The following is an 18,928-nucleotide window of genomic DNA, read 5'->3' on the forward strand; positions in this document are numbered from 1 at the left end:
ATGAGTACCACTGAAATTCGCCAGACCGCTGAACACAAGATGCAGCAGTCCCTGGAAGCCCTGAAAAACAGCCTGTCCAGAGTCCGCACCGGACGACCCAACCCGCAGTTGCTGGATACCGTGCACGTTGATTACTACGGATCCATGCTGCCCCTATCTCAGGTGGCGAACCTTTCCCTGCTGGACGCGCGCACCATTGGTGTGGCTCCATGGGAAAAAAGCATGAGTGCCAAGATTGAGAAAGCCATTCGGGAATCGGATCTGGGTCTCAACCCATCAAGTCAGGGTGACATGATTCGTGTTCCCATGCCTCCTATGACCGAAGAGCGCCGCAAGGAATTGACCAAGGTGGTGCGCAACGACGGTGAAGCGGCCAAGATCGCTATTCGTAATTTGCGCCGCGACGCCAACGATGCGGTGAAAAAATTGGTGAAGGAAAAGCTGGCTTCGGAAGACGATGAGCGCCGTTCGCAGGATGACGTGCAAAAACTCACCGATCGAATGATCAATGAAGTCGATCGGTTGGTCGCGGCCAAAGAGCAGGACATCATGGAGGTCTGACACGTAGGTGTTTTTCTCAGATTCCCGCACCACGATCACCCTCCATTCTTTCCATGGCCTCACCCTTTTTGCCCTCTAGTCAACCGCCCAAGGGTGTCCCGAGCCATGTGGCGATCGTTATGGATGGCAATGGTCGATGGGCACAGAAGCGCTGGCTACCGCGTGTTGCAGGTCACAAGCGGGGTGTGGATGCTTTGCAGAAAACGGTTCAGTGCTGCTTGGATCGGCGTGTGTCTGCATTGACTGTGTTTGCTTTCTCTTCTGAAAACTGGAATCGGCCAACCGAAGAAGTTACCGGACTGATGGAGTTGTTGGTGATGGCACTTTCTCGAGAAGTGCCTAACTTGAAAAAGCATGGTGTTCGCCTGTATTTCCCGGGTAACCGCAGCCAACTGTCGGCAAGGGTGGTTCAGGGTCTGGAAGCCGCCGAAGCCGATACGGCCGGTAACAACCGTTTGGCGCTCAACGTGTGCTTCAATTATGGTGGTCGATGGGATGTCGTGCAGGCTGCCCGCCGACTGGCACAGATCGGGAGAGAAATCACTGAACAGAGCTTGTCCGAGGCTACGGCGCTGTCCCATGTGGGCGATCCAGACCTGTTGATCCGCACTGGAGGTGAATTGCGAATCAGCAACTTTCTCCTTTGGCAGTCTGCCTATACCGAACTGTATTTCACCGATTGCCTCTGGCCCGATTTTGATGCGGCAGAGTTGGACAAGGCATTGACCGATTTTTCGGGTCGCCAGCGCCGCTTTGGGCAAACGGCTGAACAAAGCGCTGCTGGCGAGCCCCTCGATGCAGCGGAGCAACGGCATGCTTAAGCAGCGCATCATCACCGCGCTGCTGCTGCTGGCTGTTTTGTTGCCCGCATTGTTCTATCACGCCATTGAGCCTTTTGCCCTGTTGGCCTTGCTGATGATCATGGCGGCAGGCTGGGAATGGGCTCGTCTCAATGGGAGCAGTTCCAACCAGTCCTTGGCGCTGGGGGGCGGGTTGGGGCTCGCGCTGGCGGTTTTTTGGGCTGCAGGCGGACTGGCTGTGTCGTGGCGTCCCTTGTGGCTGGTGGTGGGGGGGCTTTGGGTGGTGCTGGCGGTGGTCATGCTGCGGCGTGGCGTGTCTGGCTGGGCTGGTTGGCCTGCTGCGTTGCGGCTCTGGCTGGGCCTTTTTCTGATTGCCTGCGCATGGCTTGCGCTGGTGCAGGCACGTTTGGTAGGGCTGGGTTTTTTGCTGTCCGTGCTGGTGTTGGTCTGGATGGCGGACATCGCAGCTTACTTTGGCGGTAAGGCGCTGGGACGCCGCAAGCTCGCGCCCACCATCAGTCCTGGCAAAAGCTGGGAGGGTGCCGTGAGCGGCTTGCTGGGCGTTTTTGTGTTGGCGGGCGGCTGGCTGTTCGCCGATGTACAAGGCCTTGGTGACCACAGCAGCCTGTACGCGCTGCTGTGGGAAAAGGGCCCTGCGCTGGCGGTGCTTGCCTTGTTGTTTCTGGTCGCAATGAGCGTGGTGGGTGATCTGGTGGAGTCCTTGGTCAAGCGCAGCGCGGGTGTCAAAGACTCCAGTCAGCTGCTGCCGGGCCATGGGGGGGTGCTGGACCGCGTGGATGCTTTGTTGCCGGTACTGCCACTGGCCATGATGCTGGTCACGCTCTGACACCATAATCACCATGCAATCTGTCACCATTCTGGGCTCAACCGGTTCCATTGGCACCAGCACGCTGGACGTGCTGGCCCGCCATCCGGAACGCTACAAGGTGTTTGCGCTCACCGCAGCCACCCAGGTCGAACTGTTGCTGGCGCAATGCCAGCAGTTTTTGCCCCGTTTCGCCGTAATGGCCAGTGCCGACCATGCCCAGCAACTTCAGCGCCGGGTGCGTGAACTTGGCCTGAGCGTTGAGGTGCTGGCTGGGCCGCAAGCGCTGTGCGATGTCAGCACCGACACCGCAGTGAATGCGGTGATGGGCGCCATTGTGGGTGCAGCTGGCCTCGCGCCTTGCCTCGCGGCGGCCCGTGCGGGCAAAAAGCTGATGCTGGCCAACAAAGAGGCGCTGGTGGTGGGCGGTGATCTGTTCATGGAGGCCGTTCGCGCGGGCGGCGCTACCCTGTTGCCGATTGACAGCGAGCATTCGGCCATTTTTCAGTCGCTGCCCGAAGACCCCATGACTTGGGCGCGCCGTGTGCAGAAAATTGTGTTGACCGCCTCGGGCGGGCCGTTTCGCACACGCGATCCGGCCACGTTTGCAGCGGTGACGCCCGCAGAAGCCTGCGCCCACCCGAACTGGGTCATGGGACGAAAGATCTCGGTCGATTCCGCGACCATGATGAACAAGGCGCTGGAGGTGATTGAAGCGCGCTACCTGTTCGGACTGGCGCCCTCACAGATCGAGGTGGTGATCCATCCACAAAGCGTGATTCATTCGATGGTGCAGTACACCGACGCTTCCGTGGTGGCGCAGTTGGGTACGCCCGACATGCGGGTACCCATCGCTTACGGTCTGTCCTGGCCTGAGCGCATGGCATCGGGTGCGGCGGCCCTGGACTTTTCCAATTTGGCAGCGTTGACTTTCGAGAAACCCGACAACGAGCGCTTTCCATGCCTTCAACTGGCTTGGGAAGCCTTGGCAGGTCCCATCGGCACCACCGCTGTGCTGAACGCAGCGAATGAAGTGGCGGTGGCGGCTTTTCTGGATGGTCGTTTGCGTTTTGACCAGATCCATGCGGTCAACTATGCAACTTTGCAGGCCATGGTGCCCTCCAAACCACAGTCGCTGGACGATTTGTTGGCCATTGATGCGGAGGCTCGATCAAGAGCGGGCTCAATGGTGCAGCGGTTTTTCGCCTGATTCAGCGCCTCACGCAGCTCCACGGCTGCGCCCGGTCTGTTCCCCGTTCATCTGGTCACTGAGGTCACATGCTCACTCTGGTTGCTTTTGTTATTGCCTTGGGTTTGCTGATAGCCGTGCATGAGTACGGCCATTACCGCGTGGCGGTGGCCTGTGGTGTGAAGGTGCTGCGCTTTTCCATCGGATTTGGCAAGCCCTTGCTGAGCTGGCGGCGCAAAGGCAGCCCAACCGAGTTTGTGTTGTGTGCGCTGCCCTTGGGCGGTTATGTGCGCATGCTGGACGAGCGGGAGGCCCCAGTGGACCCGGCTGAAAAGCATTTGGCGTTCAACACCCAGCCGTTGCGCTCCAGGGCGGCGATTGTGGCTGCCGGCCCCGCGGCCAACCTGTTGCTGGCGGTTGCCCTTTATGCCTTGGTGAACTGGACAGGGGTTGAAGAGCCCAAACCGGTATTGGCCAGTCCCGGTGCGTCTTCGCTGGCCGAGCGCGCCGGCTTGGTGGGCGGTGAGTGGGTGTCGGAAGCCGCCGCGGCTGATGCCGAGCCCACTCCGGTCTCTTCTTTTGAAGACTTGCGCTGGCGCCTGACCCAGGCCGCACTGTCGGGTGAAAACATGACCTTGTGGGTGGCCGGCGAAGAGGTAGGTAGCGTGCGACCGGTGACCCTGGCGCTGAGCGCACTCGATGTGCGCGAAGCCGATGCCGGCCTTTTCCAGCGCATTGGCATCCTGGGGCCCTGGACCGCCCCGGTGGTGGGTGACGTGATGGACGGTGGCGCGGCGGCGGCGGCCGGGCTGCGTTCGGGCGATGTCGTTCAAAGCGTTGATGGTCAGCCAGTAAGCGATGGGCAGCGTTTGCGCAGCCTTATCCGCTTGGCGGTGGACCCTGCAGGACAGGGCATTGAGCAGCGCTGGCTGGTGGAGCGCAACGGCCAGCGCCTGGAGTTATTGGTGAAGCCTATTCCAGAGGAACAGGCGGGTGCCTGGGTAGGGCGAGTGGGTGCCTACATTGGTGCTGCACCCGCCATGATGACCGTGCGCTTTGGTGTGCTGGACGGTTTTACCCGGGGGGTAGTACGAACTGCCGAAGTGTCATGGCTGACGCTCAAAATGATGGGGCGAATGGTGATTGGTGAGGCGTCTATCAAAAACCTCAGTGGCCCGCTGACAATTGCCGACTACGCTGGCAAGTCCGCCAGCCTCGGTATCACCTCTTACCTGCTGTTTCTCGCTCTGATCAGTGTTAGCTTGGGCGTGCTCAACCTGTTGCCGCTGCCCGTCTTGGACGGAGGGCACCTGATGTATTATCTTTGGGAGGGTGTCACCGGTCGCAGCGTGTCCGATGTCTGGATGGAGCGACTGCAGCGCGGGGGTGTCGCGATTCTGATGGCGATGATGGCCATTGCCTTGTTCAATGATGTGGCCCGTTTGACTGGCTGAATTCTTCTTTGCATGAAAAAAAACATTTTTGGTCTGCGTGGCCTGACTCTCTCAGCGCTCGCAGCTTCGCTGTTGGCTGCTTTACCTGCTTGGGCTGTTGACCCTTTCACGCTGCGCGACATTCGCGTGGAAGGCTTGCAGCGCGTGGAGCCAGGTACTGTGTTTGCTTCGCTGCCATTCCGCATTGGTGAGCAGTACAACGACGACAAAGGCTCCACTGCGATTCGATCGTTGTTTGGTCTGGGGTTGTTCAGCGACGTGCGTTTGCAGGTCAATGGTGATGTGCTGGTGGTGATCGTCGAAGAACGTCCCACCGTGGCGGATGTCAGTTTCACAGGTATCAAAGAGTTTGATGCCGACGTGCTGAAAAAAGCCTTGCGCGATGTCGGTCTGACCGAAGGGCGTCCATTCGACAAGGCCCTGGCCGACCGAGCCGAGCAAGAACTGAAGCGCCAGTACATCAACCGCAGCATGTACGCAGCACAGGTGGTGACCACCGTCACGCCGGGTGAACGTAACCGTATCAACCTCAATTTCAATGTGATCGAAGGCGATGTGGCCAAGATCAAAGATATTCGCATTGTGGGCAGTCAGGCGTTTCCAGAGTCCACGTTGCGAGGCTTGTTCGACCTGGACACTGGTGGCTGGTTGAGCTGGTACACCAAGTCCGACCGCTACTCTCGTGCCAAGCTCAACGCCGACTTGGAAAATCTGCGCTCTTACTACCTGACACGCGGTTTTCTAGAGTTCCGCATCGACTCAACCCAGGTGGCCATCGCACCTGGCAAGGACGATATGGCGATCACCATCAACATCACAGAAGGCAACCGCTATGTGGTGTCCTCGGTGGAGTTGGAAGGCGAATACCTGGGCAAGGAAGCCGAGTTCCAAACGCTGGTGAGTCTGCGCGCGGGTGAGCCTTACAACGTGGAAGATGTGTCTCGCACGGTGAAGGCGTTCACCGATTATTTCGGTGCTTTTGGCTATGCGTTTGCACAGGTGGAGGCTACGCCCGAGATTGACCGGGTCAATAATCGCGTGGCGTTTGTCTTGCGCGCGCAGCCTTCGAGGCGTGTGTATGTGCGACGCATCAACGTGGAAGGCAATAACCGCACCCGCGACGAAGTGATTCGCCGTGAGTTTCGCCAGCTGGAATCGGCTTGGTACGACAGCGATCGCATCCGCCTGTCTCGTGACCGGGTGGACCGCTTGGGCTACTTCACCGAAGTCGGCATCGATACCCAGCAGGTGCCGGGCGTACCCGATCAAGTGGACCTGACCATCTCGGTGGTAGAAAAGCCCACAGGCAACTTGACGCTGGGGGCAGGCTACTCACAGGCAGACAAGCTTTCTTTGGTAGCAGGTATCAAGCAAGAGAACGTGTTCGGCACCGGTAACTACCTGGGACTTGATCTGAACACCAGTGAGTTCAACCGCCAGTTCGTGTTGAGTACCACCAACCCTTATTTCACGCCCGACGGTATTTCACGCACGTTTGATCTGTACTACAAGACCACGACGCCTTACACCGAGCAGGGTGGTGATTACCGCCTCATCACACCCGGTGTGAGCGTGCGTTTTGGTGTGCCCTTTACCGAGTTGGATACGGTTTTCTTTGGAGTGGGTGCCGAGCAGACCCGCATTGAATCGGGTACCGGGCTGCCGCAGGCTTACCAAGACTATGCTGATGTTTTTGGCTCCAGCAGCGCCTCGGTGCCGCTGACTATCGGTTGGGCTCGTGATGGTAGAGACAGCGCACTGGTGCCGACAGAAGGCCGTTTGCAGCGCCTCAACACCGAGTTGGGTGTGGCCGGTGACACGCGTTACATCAAGGCCAGTTACCAATTCCAACAATATATTCCGCTGAGCAAGCAGTACACCCTGGCGTTCAATACCGAGCTCGGGTATGGCAAAGGACTCGGTGGCCGTACTTACCCTGTTTTCAAGAACTTTTTTGGCGGTGGCCTGGGTTCGGTGCGGGGCTTTGAACAAGGTACTCTGGGCCCAACATCGCCGATTATCGGTTCAACGACGAATGAAGAGGTCAATATCGGCGGTAACCGCAACGTGGTCCTCAACGCTGAGTTCATCACGCCGTTTCCCGGTGCTGGCAACGATCGCACCTTGCGTATGTTCGGGTTTTTGGACGTTGGCAACATTTACGGGCCAGGTGAAAAACTGTCTGCGTCTGAGTTGCGTGCATCTGTCGGTGTGGGCCTTAGTTGGATATCGCCCATCGGGCCGTTGCGCTTCGCTTACGCGAACCCCATTCGCAAGAAAGCAGACGATAAAATCCAAAAATTCCAGTTTCAAATCGGAACCTCCTTTTAATGAAGATATTCACTCGCATGTGCAATCGCCACGTCTTTCTCGCTGCAGCCCTCGGGCTTGCGACCATGGCAGCTGTGGCTCAGGATTTCCGGGTTGGTTTTGTGAACACCGACCGCATCTTTCGGGAAGCCAATTTGGCCAAATCGGCGCAAGCCAAGCTTGAGCAGGAGTTTTCTCGCCGGGAAAAAGAAATCCAAACCCTGGCTTCCCAGCTCAAGAGTGCGTCTGAAAAATTCGAGAGAGAAGCGCCTACGCTGGCAGAATCCCAGCGGGTGGCTCGCCAGCGCCAGTTGGTGGAGCAGGATCGCGATTTTCAACGCAAGCAGCGTGAATTTCAGGAAGACCTGAACCTGCGTAAGAACGAAGAGCTCCAAGGTGTGCTGGAGCGTGCCAACCGCGTGATCAAACAAGTAGCAGAGGCCGAAAAATACGACCTGGTGATACAGGAAGCGGTTTATATCAATCCCAAGCACGACATCACCGATAAAGTGCTCAGCGGCTTGAACGGCTCCAAGTAAGCGCGAGACTTGGCTGTGTCGAGACCGTTGGGCGCCATTGTTGATGCTCTGGGCGGCACATTGAACGGGTCATGTGACACTGTGGTGGACCGGCTTGCGCCGCTGGCCACCGCAGGGCCCACAGAGCTGGCTTTTATTGCCCAAGCCCGTTACGCAAGCCAGTTGCAAACCACCCAGGCCGGGGTTCTGATTGTTCCTGTCGACATGCAAGAAGCCGCCTCACAGCGTGGCGCTTGCATCGTCACCGAAAACCCATACCTGTATTTCGCCCGCCTCACGCAATGGTGGCGCAGCGAACACGAGGCGCTTGCAGCGCCATCCATCGATCCTTCGGCCAGTGTTCACCCCAGCGCTCAAATCGACGAAAGTGTGGACATTGGCCCTTTCGCTGTGATCGCAGCGGGTGTTTGCATTGCCCGAGGTACGCGCATAGGTGCCCATGCCGTGATTGCTGCAGATGCCACCATTGGTGTGGACACGCGCCTGTATCCTCGGGTCAGTGTGGGCGAGCGATGCGTGGTCGGCGCACGCTGTGTGTTGCATCCCGGCGTGGTGATCGGCGCGGATGGTTTTGGTTTTGCACAGCACCAGGGCCAATGGATCAAGATTGAGCAACTGGGCGCAGTACGCATTGGTGACGATGTTGAAATCGGAGCCAACACCTGCATTGACCGCGGCGCCCTGGACGATACCGTGATTGAAGACGGTGTGAAGCTGGACAACCTGATTCAGATCGGCCACAACGTGCGCATTGGTGCTCACACCGCCATGGCTGGCAACGCGGGTGTGGCCGGCAGTGCCACCATCGGGGCGCATTGCACCGTCGGTGGGGGGGCGATTGTGTTGGGGCACTTGACCTTGGCCGACGGTGTGCATGTGTCTGCCGCTTCGGTGGTGACCCGTTCGCTGAACAAGCCTGGTCACTACACTGGCATGTTTCCCATCGACGACAATGCGGCCTGGGAAAAAAACGCAGCCTCACTCAAACAACTCAACCGCCTGCGCGAACGCCTCAAAGCCGTCGAGCAGGCACTTGCCCAAGCACTGAAAGACATACCCGCGCCATGATGGACATTCACCAGATTCTCAAGCAGTTACCCCACCGTTATCCGTTCATTTTGGTGGACCGTGTGCTTGAACTCGACAAGGGGAAAAGCATCAAGGCGTTGAAGAACGTGACCATCAACGAACCCTTTTTTGGGGGCCATTTCCCGCACCGTCCCGTCATGCCGGGGGTGCTGATGCTGGAAGCGATGGCGCAGGCAGCTGCGCTGCTGGCCTTTGATACCGTGGGCACCAGTCCTGACGACAAGACCGTTTATTACTTTGCGGGTATCGACGGCGCACGCTTCAAACGCCCTGTCGAGCCAGGCGATCAACTCGTGATGGATGTCACCCTGGACCGGATGAAGGCGGGTATTTTCAAGTTCAAAGGCATCACGCGTGTGGGCGCTGACGTGGTTTGTGAAGCCGAACTGATGTGCACCATGCGCACCATCGCCTGAGTCGCGGGACACGTTGATGGGAATGATCCATGCCACCGCCTTGGTGGACCCCGCCGCCGAACTGGATACGTCGGTGTCGGTAGGGCCTTACACGGTGATCGGCCCGCACGTGAAGATCGGCGCTGGAACCACTGTCGGTGCGCACTGCGTGATCGAGGGCCACACCACCATTGGGCGCGACAACCGAATCTTTCAGTTCAACTCGCTGGGTGCTATTCCGCAAGACAAAAAGTACGCGGGCGAGCCTTGTGAGTTGGTGATGGGTGACCGAAACACCATCAGAGAGTTCTGCACGTTCAACATCGGCTCGCCGAGTGATCGGGCACGCACCGAGGTTGGAAGTGACAACTGGATCATGGCGTACGTGCATTTGGCGCACGATTGCGTGGTGGGTAACCACACCATTTTCGCCAACAACACGCAACTGGCGGGCCATGTGGTTGTGGACGATTGGGTGATTTTGGGTGGTTTCACCGTGGTGCACCAGTTTGTGCGCATCGGCGCTCATGCCATGACCGCCATGTGTTCGCTGCTGTTTGCCGACCTGCCACCCTTTGTGATGTGCCAGGGGCAGCCGGCTCAGGCGCGCTCCATGAACTTCGAAGGCTTGCGCCGCCGTGGTTTTTCTCCCGAACGGGTTGCAGCTGTGAAGGCCATGCACAAGGCGCTGTATCGAGATGATCTGACGCTGGCGCAGGCTTCTGAACGCATTCAGGCCTTGACCGAAAAAACGCCTGATGCTGTCCAAGACGTTTCCCTGATGCTCGATTTCCTGTCCCAAGTCTCGCCCCAGCGCGGCATCGTCCGCTGAACCTATGAACCAACCCAGGCGTTTTGCGCTGGTTGCTGGCGAAACGTCTGGCGACCTGCTGGCAGGTTTGTTGCTGAAGGGCACGCGTCAGCGTTGGCCTGATCTGCAGGCAGCGGGCATTGGCGGGCCACGCATGATTGAGCAGGGTTTTGATGCCTGGTGGCCCAGCGAGAAGCTCGCGGTGCGCGGTTACGTCGAGGTGTTGCGTCACTACCGAGAGATCGTCGGTATCCGCGAGCAAGCCAAGCAGCGCCTGTTGGGCGCCGATCGGCCCGATGTGTTCATTGGGGTGGACGCGCCCGATTTCAATCTGGACCTGGAAGCTGCGCTGAAGGCCAGCGGGATTCGGACGGTGCATTTCGTGTGCCCATCGATCTGGGCGTGGCGCCCTGAGCGGATTGAGAAGATCCGCCGAAGCGCTGACCATGTGCTGTGCATTTTCCCGTTTGAACCCGAGTTGTTGGCACGCCACGGTATCGCTTCCACGTATGTGGGGCATCCGCTGGCCGACGTGATTCCTCTGGTGCCCGACCGGGCGTCCGCGCGGACCAGCTTGGGTCTGGCCGATGGCGATGCGGTGATCGCCATCCTGCCTGGTAGCCGCGCTTCAGAAGTGCAGTACCTGGCCCACGTGTTTTTTGCTGCAGCCGCCGAGATGCTGCGTCAGCGCCCGGCGTTGCGTTTGGTGGTGCCCGCAGTGCCTGCCTTGCGTGAAAAAATTGAGGTGGCAGCGCGCGGGGCTGGGCTCGGTGCGCAACTGACCGTGGTGCCTGGCCAGTCGCACACGGTGCTTGCAGCCTGTGATGTGACGCTGATCGCCAGCGGTACCGCCACGCTGGAGGCGGCCCTGTTCAAGCGTCCCATGGTGATTGCCTACAACATGAACTGGTTGAGCTGGCAAATCATGCGGCGCAAGCAGTTGCAGCCTTGGGTCGGTTTGCCCAACATTTTGTGCAACGACTTTGTGGTGCCCGAATACCTGCAAGATGCCGCCACGCCCCAAGCGCTGGCACAGGCGGTGCTGGATTGGTTGGATGCACCTGAGAAAATAGGGGACTTGCAGCAGCGCTTTACAGCGTTGCACCACAGCTTGCGCCAAAACACCTCTCAACGGGCCACCGATGCGATCGAAAAAATTCTTGCAGCCTAAGCAAAAACCGCTGGTCTGGGATTTCCCGGGTTTGTTGGCTGGCGTCGATGAAGCCGGACGGGGACCGCTGGCTGGCCCGGTGGTGGCTGCGGCGGTGATTTTGGACGACTTGGCTCCCATCAAAGGCTTGGCCGATTCCAAACAGCTCACGCCAGCGCGCCGCGAGCGGTTGTACGACGAAATTCGAGCCAAAGCGCTGTGTTGCAGCATTGCCCAGGCCTCGGTCGAAGAGATCGATCGTCTCAACATTTTGCAGGCCACCATGTTGGCCATGCAGCGTGCCGTGCAGGGTTTGCGCCTCAAACCCCACAAGGTGCTGGTGGACGGTAACCGCTTGCCCGCGCTGGATGTATTGGCCGAGGCCATTGTGTCGGGCGACGCGCGGGTGCCCGCCATTTCCGCCGCGTCCATCGTGGCCAAGGTCACCCGCGACCGCCTGCTGCTGGAGCTGCACCAACGTTACCCCGACTACGGCTTTGACCGCCACAAAGGCTATGGCACGGCGCTGCACATGCAAGCCTTGCAGACGCACGGCCCATTGATTGAGCACCGTCGCTCGTTTGCACCCGTGGCACGCGCCCTGACCCTGAAAGCAGACCGCCTTGCTGCGCCTGCTGTCGAATCAGATTCACCTGCTGCGGCCCAGACAATCATGAGCCCATGAGCACACCCAGTCCCATTACCTCTCGAGACAACCCGCTGCTCAAGCGATTGCGTTTGCTGGCGCACGGCAGCACGGCCTACCGCAAGCAAGGCCAGGTATGGCTCGAAGGCGACCACCTGTGCCGCTCTTTGCTGGCGCGTGGACGGCGCCCCGAGATGGCCGTGTTTACCGATGCATTCTGGGCGCAAGTGCCGCACGATTTGCGGGATGCGGCCGATAAGATCGTCACCATCCCGGATGCCCTGATGGCTGGCATCAGTACTCTGGAGTCGCCTGCCGGCGTGGGCTTCGTCTGGAATCTGCCAACCAGTGCGGGCCTGCTGCCCGGCGAACCTGCGGTGGTGCTGGACCGTTTACAGGATGCGGGCAACGTGGGCTCCATCCTGCGCAGTGCCGCCGCGTTTGGCTTTCGGCAAGTACTGGCGCTGAAGGGGACCGCCGCACTCTGGTCGCCCAAAGTCTTGCGCGCGGGCATGGGTGCGCACTTTGCCCTGCATCTGGTGGAGGGTCTGTCGGTGGCTGACCTTGGCGGTCTGGAGGTGCCATTGGTGGGAACCAGTTCGCACCAGGGCGACTGGTTGCACCAGGCCCAGTTGCCCTGGCCCTGTGCTTGGGTGCTGGGGCACGAAGGGCAGGGGGTGAGCGCGGAACTCTCTGCGTTGGCGGGCCAGTCGGTGCGCATTGCGCAGCCAGGCGGTGAAGAGTCGCTCAATGTGGCCGCTGCCGCAGCAATTTGTCTGCACGCCAGCGCGGTCTCTTGCTCAATGGCCTTGGGTTGATGCCGTACGCGGTTTTCAGTGGCTTAGGTTGAAGGGCTGAGTGCACCAACTCGGGGCGGATTGGTTGAAGGTGCCGGGCCTGGCTGTTGCACATGGCGAGGCGGTCAAGCCTGTGCGGCTATAATCCCGGGGTTTACCCGCAAACGGCGCACCCCGCGTCCGCCCGGGCTTCCTGCCCAGGTTCACCGTCCAGTTCAAGGCGTTTTGGCTTGCCTGAAACGCAGCGAAATGGTGCGTTCCTCCCCTGGTTACGCGCCTTGAAAGGCGCTGGTGAGCCTCAAAAATCAATTGGAGAAACCCGTGCTTCCCGTCCACCCGAAAGCCCTTCTCGCGCTCGCCGACGGCACGGTCTTTACAGGCATTTCCATTGGCGCAACTGGTCAGACCACCGGCGAAGTGGTGTTCAACACTTCGCTCACCGGCTACCAGGAAATCCTCACCGATCCCAGCTACTGCCAGCAGATCGTCACGCTCACGTACCCACACATCGGCAATACCGGTGTCAATCGTGAAGACGTGGAGGCCCACCGCGTCCATGCCGCTGGCCTGATTGTCAAAGACCTGCCCTTGCTGGCGTCCAACTTCCGCAGCGTTGAGACCCTGTCCCAGTACCTGGCGCGTGAGGGCACCGTGGCCATCGCCGAACTGGACACCCGTGCTCTGACACGCCGCTTGCGCACCCAAGGCGCGCAAAACGGCTGCATCGTCGCCTTGCCCGCTGGCGTGGCCCTGACCGATACGCACCGCGAGCAAGCCACGGCCGCAGCACGGGCGGCCTCCAGCATGGCTGGCAAAGACTTGGCCAAGGTGGTTTCAGCCACCGAGCCTTACGCCTGGACGCAGACCGAATGGCAGCTGGGTTTTGGCTACGGCGAACAGATTGCGCCGAAATTCCACGTTGTCGCTTACGACTTCGGTGTTAAACACAACATCCTGCGCATGTTGGCGCAGCGCGGCTGCAAGATCACCGTGGTGCCGGCCCAGACCCCCGCCGCAGACGTGTTCAAGCTCAAGCCCAGCGGCGTATTTTTGTCCAATGGCCCGGGTGACCCAGAGCCTTGCGACTATGCCATTGCCGCTGCCCGTGAGATCATCGAAAGCGGTGTGCCCACCTTCGGTATTTGCCTGGGTCACCAGATCATGGCGTTGGCCAGCGGCGCCAAGACTTTCAAAATGAAGTTCGGCCACCACGGCGCCAACCACCCGGTGAAAGACCTGGACAGTGGCCGCGTCAGCATCACCAGCCAAAACCACGGCTTTGCGGTGGACGAGAAGAACCTGCCTGCCAATTTGCGCGCCACGCACGTGAGCCTGTTTGACGGCACCTTGCAGGGCCTGACCCGTACCGATAAGCCTGCTTTCTGCTTCCAAGGCCACCCGGAAGCATCGCCCGGCCCGCACGACATTGGTTACCTGTTCGACCGTTTCATCGGCCTGATGCAGGCACCCAACGCCACCTGAATTTCTCCACTTCTTGACAGACCGCTCCATGAAGCTCTTCGGTTTTCCGACCTTCGCCGTTGAAAAAGCGATTGCCAAACGCATGCTGACCCTGGAGGCGCCGCACAAAGAGTGGTTCGCCCAGCGTTGGGCGCAAAAGCCTTACCGAAAAGCTTTTGTCGAAAACAAAGCCATGCCGCTGGTGACCATGCTGGCCAAAGGCAAAAGCTGGGATGACGCCACTTTCAACGAAGAGCTGAGCGCCTGGGATGCGCTGTTTTACCCCGCTGAAATGGAAGTGCTGCGCCCCATGATTGAAGGCGACGGCCTGCTGCAGCTGATGCAGAAAAACGTCCCGGCCGAGCGCATACAGGCGCTGCTGAACCAACTGGAAACCCAGCGGCAGGCCTGACCGGTCTGCGCGCAACGATAGAAGCGAAACATGCCCAAAAGAACAGATATCCAGACCGTCCTCATCATCGGCGCCGGCCCGATCATCATTGGCCAGGCCTGTGAGTTCGATTACTCCGGCGTGCAGGCCTGCAAGGCCTTGCGCGAAGAGGGCTACAAGGTGGTGCTGATCAACAGCAACCCGGCTACCATCATGACCGATCCGGCCACGGCCGATGTGACCTACATTGAGCCCATCACCTGGCAAACCGTAGAGAAAATCATCGCCAAGGAGCGCCCACTCACGCCCGGTGGCTTTGCCATTTTGCCGACGATGGGTGGACAGACAGCGCTGAACTGCGCGCTGGATCTGTGGCACCACGGAGTGCTGAAAAAGTACGACGTCGAGCTGATTGGTGCCACGCCAGAAGCCATCGACAAGGCCGAAGACCGCCTGAAGTTCAAGGATGCGATGACCAAGATCGGTCTGGGTTCTGCGCGCTCGGGGATCGCCCACAGCATGGAAGAAGCCTGGTCGGTGCAAAAGACCGTGGGCTTCCCGGTGGTGATCCGCCCCAGTTTCACGCTCGGCGGTACCGGCGGCGGCATCGCCTACAACCCGGAAGAGTTCGAAACCATCTGCAAGCGCGGTCTGGAGGCCTCGCCGACCAACGAGCTGCTGATCGAAGAGTCGCTGCTCGGCTGGAAAGAGTACGAGATGGAAGTGGTGCGCGACAAGGCGGACAACTGCATCATCGTTTGCTCGATCGAGAACCTGGACCCGATGGGCGTGCACACCGGCGACTCCATCACCGTGGCGCCGGCCCAGACGCTGACCGACAAGGAATACCAGATTCTGCGCAACGCCTCGCTGGCCGTGCTGCGCGAGATTGGTGTGGACACCGGCGGTTCCAACGTGCAGTTCTCCATCAACCCGGCCGATGGCCGCATGGTGGTGATCGAGATGAACCCGCGCGTCTCGCGTTCGTCGGCCCGGGCCTCCAAGGCCACGGGTTTCCCGATTGCCAAGGTAGCGGCCAAGCTGGCCGTGGGCTATACGCTGGACGAGCTGCGCAATGAAATCACCGGTGGCGCCACGCCCGCGTCCTTCGAGCCCTCGATCGACTACGTGGTGACCAAGATCCCGCGTTTTGCGTTTGAAAAATTTCCCACCGCCGATAGTCGCCTGACCACACAAATGAAGAGCGTGGGCGAGGTGATGGCCATGGGACGCACGTTCCAGGAAAGCTTCCAGAAAGCGTTGCGCGGCCTGGAAGTGGGTGTGGACGGCATGAACGAAAAGACGCAGGACCGCGAAACCCTGGAGCGTGAACTCGGCGAGCCCGGCCCCGAGCGCATCTGGTACGTGGGCGACGCTTTTGCTGCCGGCTGGTCGATGGAAGAGGTGCACCAGTTCACCAAAATCGACCCCTGGTTCCTGGTGCAAATTGAACAGATCGTGAAGATCGAGTTGCAGCTGGAGGAAACCAACCTGGAGGCGCTGGACGCCGACACGCTGCGTGGCTTGAAGAAAAAGGGCTTCTCTGACCGCCGCCTGGCCAAGCTGCTCAAGACCACCGAAGCCGCCGTGCGTGCGCGCCGTATCGCGCAAAACGTCCGCCCCGTCTACAAGCGGGTGGACACCTGCGCGGCCGAATTCGCTACCGACACCGCCTACCTGTACTCCACCTACGAAGGCCACGGTGACGGCGAGTGCGAAGCCGAGCCAACCACCAACAAGAAGATCATGGTGCTGGGCGGTGGTCCCAACCGCATTGGCCAAGGCATCGAGTTCGACTACTGCTGCGTGCACGCCGCACTCGCCATGCGCGAGGACGGCTACGAGACCATCATGGTCAACTGCAATCCCGAGACCGTGTCCACCGATTACGACACCAGCGACCGCCTGTATTTCGAACCGCTGACGCTCGAAGACGTGCTGGAAATCGTGGACAAGGAAAAGCCGCTGGGCGTGATTGTGCAGTACGGCGGCCAGACACCTTTGAAACTCGCGCTTGGCCTGGAGGCCGCGGGCGTGCCGATCATCGGCACCAGCCCCGACATGATCGACGCCGCCGAAGACCGGGAGCGCTTCCAGAAACTGCTGCATGAGCTGGGGCTGCGCCAGCCACCCAACGCCACCGCCCGCACCGAGCCCGAAGCACTGGAAAAGGCCGCAGCCCTGGGTTACCCGCTGGTGGTGCGCCCCAGCTATGTGCTGGGTGGCCGGGCCATGGAAATTGTGCACGAGCAGCGTGACCTGGAGCGCTACATGCGCGAAGCCGTCAAGGTCAGTCATGACTCGCCGGTGTTGCTGGACCGCTTTTTGAACGACGCGATTGAGTGCGATGTAGACGCCATTCGCGACCACACTGGCCGCGTGTTCATCGGTGGCGTGATGGAACACATTGAGCAAGCGGGCGTGCACAGCGGCGACTCGGCCTGTTCCCTGCCGCCTTACTACCTGAGCAAAGCCACGGTGGACGAGCTCAAGCGGCAGACAGCGGCCATGGCCGAAGGTCTGAACGTGGTGGGCTTGATGAACGTGCAGTTCGCCATCCAGGAAACGGATGCCAATGGCGAAAAGAAAGACGTGATTTTTGTGCTGGAAGTGAACCCCCGCGCTTCGCGCACGGTGCCGTTTGTCTCCAAGGCCACCGGCATCCAACTGGCCAAGGTGGCCGCGCGCTGCATGGCCGGTCAGTCGCTGGACGACCAGGGCATCGGCGCAGAGGTCACGCCGCCGTACTTCAGCGTGAAGGAGGCCGTGTTTCCCTTCGTCAAATTCCCCGGCGTGGACACGATCCTCGGCCCCGAGATGAAGTCCACCGGCGAGGTGATGGGCGTGGGCAAGACCTTTGGCGAAGCCTTTGTGAAGAGCCAGCTGGGTGCGGGCACCAAGTTGCCCACCAGCGGCAAGGTGTTCCTGACGGTGAAGAACAACGACAAGCCTCGCGCTGTGGAGATTGCGCGCGAACTGGTGGCCATGGGCTTTGACCTGGTGGCCACACGCGGCACGGCGTCTGCCATCAGCGCCGCTGGCGTGCCGGTGCAAACCGTGAACAAGGTGACCGAAGGCCGCCCGCACATTGTGGACATGATCAAGAACGGTGATATTGCGCTGGTGATCAACACGGTGGAAGAGCGCCGCAACGCGATCGCCGATTCGCGCCAGATCCGCACATCGTCCTTGCTGGCCCGCGTCACCACGTTCACCACCATCGCAGGTGCTGAAGCAGCGGTGGAAGGCATGAAGTACATCGACAGCCTGGGTGTCATTTCGGTACAGGACATGCACGCCCAACTGGTGGCCTGATCGCACCCGCGAACTGCCCCGCTTGCAAAACGCAGGCATGAGCGCTGGAGGGCGTTGGTGCTTGTTTTTCGGATTCGATGGCCGCCCGACCTGAATAGGGGTCGTTTCTTTCGCGGCATAATCTCGCCTCATGATCACCGCCGAGCGGCAACGCCCGGCGGTTTGCTTTTGGAGAATCACACACATGTCTACCATTCCTATCACCCAGCGCGGCGCCGAGAAACTGAAAGAAGAACTTCACCGCCTCAAGACCGTGGATCGCCCCTGGGTGATCAACGCCATTGCGGAGGCCCGAGCCCAAGGTGATTTGAGCGAGAACGCCGAATACGATGCTGCCAAAGACCGTCAGGGCTTTATCGAAGGTCGAATTGCGGAGATTGAGGGCAAGCTTTCAGCGGCTCAGATCATTGATCCTTTGACACTGGATGCCGGTGGCCGTGTCGTGTTTGGCGCTACGGTAGAGTTGGAAGATGAGGACAGCGGTGTGGCGGTGACCTACCAGATCGTGGGTGAAGACGAAGCCGACCTCAAGCTGGGTCTCGTCAATATCAGCAGCCCCATTGCGCGCGCACTGATCGGCAAAGAAGAAGGCGATACCGCCGAGGTCCAGGCGCCGGGTGGCACCCGCCGCTACGAAATTGTGGCCATCCGTTACGAATGAGGGCTGTGTGATGCAGCGCTTGGCTGTGCTGATCGCCGCCCTGTGGTGGGGTGGTATCTCTGGTCTGAGCTTTGTGGCCGTGCCCACGCTCTTTGCCAGTCTGGGTAACCCGGCTGTGGCGGGACCGGTGGCGGCCCAGTTGTTTTCGTTGCAGTGCTGGGGTGGCTTGGGTCTGGGACTGGTGTTGTTGCTGATCCTTCGGCGTCAGCGTTCAGCAGGTCATTTTCCGCTGGCAGGCGCAACGGTGGACCCCGCTCGCCTGCAATCCATGCAGCGGGTGTTGGCCACCATGGGTTTTGTGCTGGTGGCCATGCTGCTGGCTTTGCTGCAAGAGTTTGCGGTGGCTCAGAAGATCGTCACCGCGCGTGCAACCGGCGGCAATCTGCGGTTGTGGCATGGTCTGGGTAGCGCCATGGTGCTGGGGCAGTGGCTGTGTTCCGGTGCGGTGCTGTGGCGTTTGGCCTATGTTGGTAGGTCTTCACACTGACAAAACGCCGGTTTGAAGCCGGCGTCTTGTTCAGGTGTTTGGGTGG

The 18,928-nt window shown here is 60.0% G+C and carries 18 protein-coding genes; all 18 read left to right on the top strand.

What is annotated here, in order from left to right:
- The 18 genes from frr (at position 1) to Q7J58_RS00650 (ending at position 18,882) form a co-directional block, all read left to right on the top strand.
- Positions 1-561: a ribosome recycling factor gene (frr, locus tag Q7J58_RS00565; RefSeq protein ID WP_304821870.1), complete on the top strand. Its 561-nt coding sequence runs from the start codon at positions 1-3 to the stop codon at positions 559-561.
- Between the two features lie 53 nt (positions 562-614).
- Complete coding sequence (uppS, locus tag Q7J58_RS00570) at positions 615-1,382, top strand: polyprenyl diphosphate synthase (RefSeq protein ID WP_304821873.1); 768 nt, start codon at positions 615-617, stop codon at positions 1,380-1,382.
- On the top strand, positions 1,375-2,208 hold the full coding sequence (locus Q7J58_RS00575; protein ID WP_304821876.1) for a phosphatidate cytidylyltransferase: 834 nt from the start codon (positions 1,375-1,377) through the stop codon (positions 2,206-2,208). Before uppS ends, Q7J58_RS00575 begins: the two co-directional genes overlap by 8 nt.
- A 13-nt stretch (positions 2,209-2,221) precedes the next feature.
- A complete protein-coding gene (gene ispC, locus Q7J58_RS00580; RefSeq protein ID WP_304821879.1) occupies positions 2,222-3,397 on the top strand; it encodes a 1-deoxy-D-xylulose-5-phosphate reductoisomerase in 1,176 nt (391 codons plus the stop codon).
- A gap of 68 nt (positions 3,398-3,465) precedes the next feature.
- The gene (rseP, locus tag Q7J58_RS00585) at positions 3,466-4,830 is read left to right on the top strand and encodes an RIP metalloprotease RseP (protein ID WP_304821882.1); all 1,365 of its coding nucleotides are present in this window, start codon (positions 3,466-3,468) and stop codon (positions 4,828-4,830) included.
- A 12-nt stretch (positions 4,831-4,842) separates the two neighbouring features.
- Positions 4,843-7,161: an outer membrane protein assembly factor BamA gene (gene bamA / locus Q7J58_RS00590; protein WP_304821885.1), complete on the top strand. Its 2,319-nt coding sequence runs from the start codon at positions 4,843-4,845 to the stop codon at positions 7,159-7,161.
- 17 nt (positions 7,162-7,178) lie between these two features.
- Positions 7,179-7,679 carry an OmpH family outer membrane protein gene (locus Q7J58_RS00595; protein ID WP_304821966.1) on the top strand — a complete coding sequence of 167 codons (501 nt, stop codon included), beginning with the start codon at positions 7,179-7,181 and terminating at the stop codon, positions 7,677-7,679.
- A 15-nt stretch (positions 7,680-7,694) separates the two neighbouring features.
- Positions 7,695-8,747, top strand: coding sequence for a UDP-3-O-(3-hydroxymyristoyl)glucosamine N-acyltransferase (lpxD, locus tag Q7J58_RS00600; RefSeq protein WP_304821888.1), 1,053 nt, complete (start codon positions 7,695-7,697; stop codon positions 8,745-8,747).
- The gene (gene fabZ / locus Q7J58_RS00605) at positions 8,744-9,184 is read left to right on the top strand and encodes a 3-hydroxyacyl-ACP dehydratase FabZ (RefSeq protein ID WP_304821891.1); all 441 of its coding nucleotides are present in this window, start codon (positions 8,744-8,746) and stop codon (positions 9,182-9,184) included. Before lpxD ends, fabZ begins: the two co-directional genes overlap by 4 nt.
- A 16-nt stretch (positions 9,185-9,200) precedes the next feature.
- Positions 9,201-9,995, top strand: coding sequence for an acyl-ACP--UDP-N-acetylglucosamine O-acyltransferase (lpxA, locus tag Q7J58_RS00610; protein ID WP_304821893.1), 795 nt, complete (start codon positions 9,201-9,203; stop codon positions 9,993-9,995).
- A gap of 4 nt (positions 9,996-9,999) precedes the next feature.
- Positions 10,000-11,145 carry a lipid-A-disaccharide synthase gene (gene lpxB, locus Q7J58_RS00615; RefSeq protein WP_304821895.1) on the top strand — a complete coding sequence of 382 codons (1,146 nt, stop codon included), beginning with the start codon at positions 10,000-10,002 and terminating at the stop codon, positions 11,143-11,145.
- Positions 11,117-11,809 carry a ribonuclease HII gene (rnhB, locus tag Q7J58_RS00620; protein WP_304821898.1) on the top strand — a complete coding sequence of 231 codons (693 nt, stop codon included), beginning with the start codon at positions 11,117-11,119 and terminating at the stop codon, positions 11,807-11,809. Before lpxB ends, rnhB begins: the two co-directional genes overlap by 29 nt.
- The gene (locus Q7J58_RS00625; protein WP_304821901.1) at positions 11,806-12,588 is read left to right on the top strand and encodes an RNA methyltransferase; all 783 of its coding nucleotides are present in this window, start codon (positions 11,806-11,808) and stop codon (positions 12,586-12,588) included. The genes rnhB and Q7J58_RS00625 overlap by 4 nt, the downstream gene beginning before the upstream one ends.
- A 300-nt stretch (positions 12,589-12,888) precedes the next feature.
- Positions 12,889-14,049: a glutamine-hydrolyzing carbamoyl-phosphate synthase small subunit gene (gene carA / locus Q7J58_RS00630; RefSeq protein WP_304821904.1), complete on the top strand. Its 1,161-nt coding sequence runs from the start codon at positions 12,889-12,891 to the stop codon at positions 14,047-14,049.
- 28 nt (positions 14,050-14,077) lie between these two features.
- Positions 14,078-14,440 carry a hypothetical protein gene (locus Q7J58_RS00635; RefSeq protein WP_304821907.1) on the top strand — a complete coding sequence of 121 codons (363 nt, stop codon included), beginning with the start codon at positions 14,078-14,080 and terminating at the stop codon, positions 14,438-14,440.
- Between the two features lie 30 nt (positions 14,441-14,470).
- A complete protein-coding gene (gene carB, locus Q7J58_RS00640) occupies positions 14,471-17,734 on the top strand; it encodes a carbamoyl-phosphate synthase large subunit (protein WP_304821910.1) in 3,264 nt (1,087 codons plus the stop codon).
- 184 nt (positions 17,735-17,918) lie between these two features.
- Positions 17,919-18,395 (top strand): transcription elongation factor GreA, encoded by a 477-nt coding sequence (gene greA, locus Q7J58_RS00645; RefSeq protein WP_304821912.1) that lies wholly within the window; start codon positions 17,919-17,921, stop codon positions 18,393-18,395.
- 10 nt (positions 18,396-18,405) lie between these two features.
- Positions 18,406-18,882: a DUF4149 domain-containing protein gene (locus Q7J58_RS00650; protein ID WP_336623458.1), complete on the top strand. Its 477-nt coding sequence runs from the start codon at positions 18,406-18,408 to the stop codon at positions 18,880-18,882.
- Positions 18,883-18,928: the final 46 nt, after the last annotated feature.

Source organism: Hydrogenophaga sp., assembly GCF_030656115.1.
In the GTDB taxonomy this organism is placed as follows: domain Bacteria; phylum Pseudomonadota; class Gammaproteobacteria; order Burkholderiales; family Burkholderiaceae_C; genus Hydrogenophaga.

Coding starts and splice junctions, on each gene's coding strand:
- frr (WP_304821870.1), top strand. CDS start 1: ATGAGTACCACTGAAATTCGCCAGACCGCTGAACACAAGATGCAGCAG.
- uppS (WP_304821873.1), top strand. CDS start 615: ATGGCCTCACCCTTTTTGCCCTCTAGTCAACCGCCCAAGGGTGTCCCG.
- Q7J58_RS00575 (WP_304821876.1), top strand. CDS start 1,375: ATGCTTAAGCAGCGCATCATCACCGCGCTGCTGCTGCTGGCTGTTTTG.
- ispC (WP_304821879.1), top strand. CDS start 2,222: ATGCAATCTGTCACCATTCTGGGCTCAACCGGTTCCATTGGCACCAGC.
- rseP (WP_304821882.1), top strand. CDS start 3,466: ATGCTCACTCTGGTTGCTTTTGTTATTGCCTTGGGTTTGCTGATAGCC.
- bamA (WP_304821885.1), top strand. CDS start 4,843: ATGAAAAAAAACATTTTTGGTCTGCGTGGCCTGACTCTCTCAGCGCTC.
- Q7J58_RS00595 (WP_304821966.1), top strand. CDS start 7,179: ATGTGCAATCGCCACGTCTTTCTCGCTGCAGCCCTCGGGCTTGCGACC.
- fabZ (WP_304821891.1), top strand. CDS start 8,744: ATGATGGACATTCACCAGATTCTCAAGCAGTTACCCCACCGTTATCCG.
- lpxA (WP_304821893.1), top strand. CDS start 9,201: ATGGGAATGATCCATGCCACCGCCTTGGTGGACCCCGCCGCCGAACTG.
- lpxB (WP_304821895.1), top strand. CDS start 10,000: ATGAACCAACCCAGGCGTTTTGCGCTGGTTGCTGGCGAAACGTCTGGC.
- rnhB (WP_304821898.1), top strand. CDS start 11,117: ATGCGATCGAAAAAATTCTTGCAGCCTAAGCAAAAACCGCTGGTCTGG.
- Q7J58_RS00625 (WP_304821901.1), top strand. CDS start 11,806: ATGAGCACACCCAGTCCCATTACCTCTCGAGACAACCCGCTGCTCAAG.
- Q7J58_RS00635 (WP_304821907.1), top strand. CDS start 14,078: ATGAAGCTCTTCGGTTTTCCGACCTTCGCCGTTGAAAAAGCGATTGCC.
- carB (WP_304821910.1), top strand. CDS start 14,471: ATGCCCAAAAGAACAGATATCCAGACCGTCCTCATCATCGGCGCCGGC.
- greA (WP_304821912.1), top strand. CDS start 17,919: ATGTCTACCATTCCTATCACCCAGCGCGGCGCCGAGAAACTGAAAGAA.
- Q7J58_RS00650 (WP_336623458.1), top strand. CDS start 18,406: ATGCAGCGCTTGGCTGTGCTGATCGCCGCCCTGTGGTGGGGTGGTATC.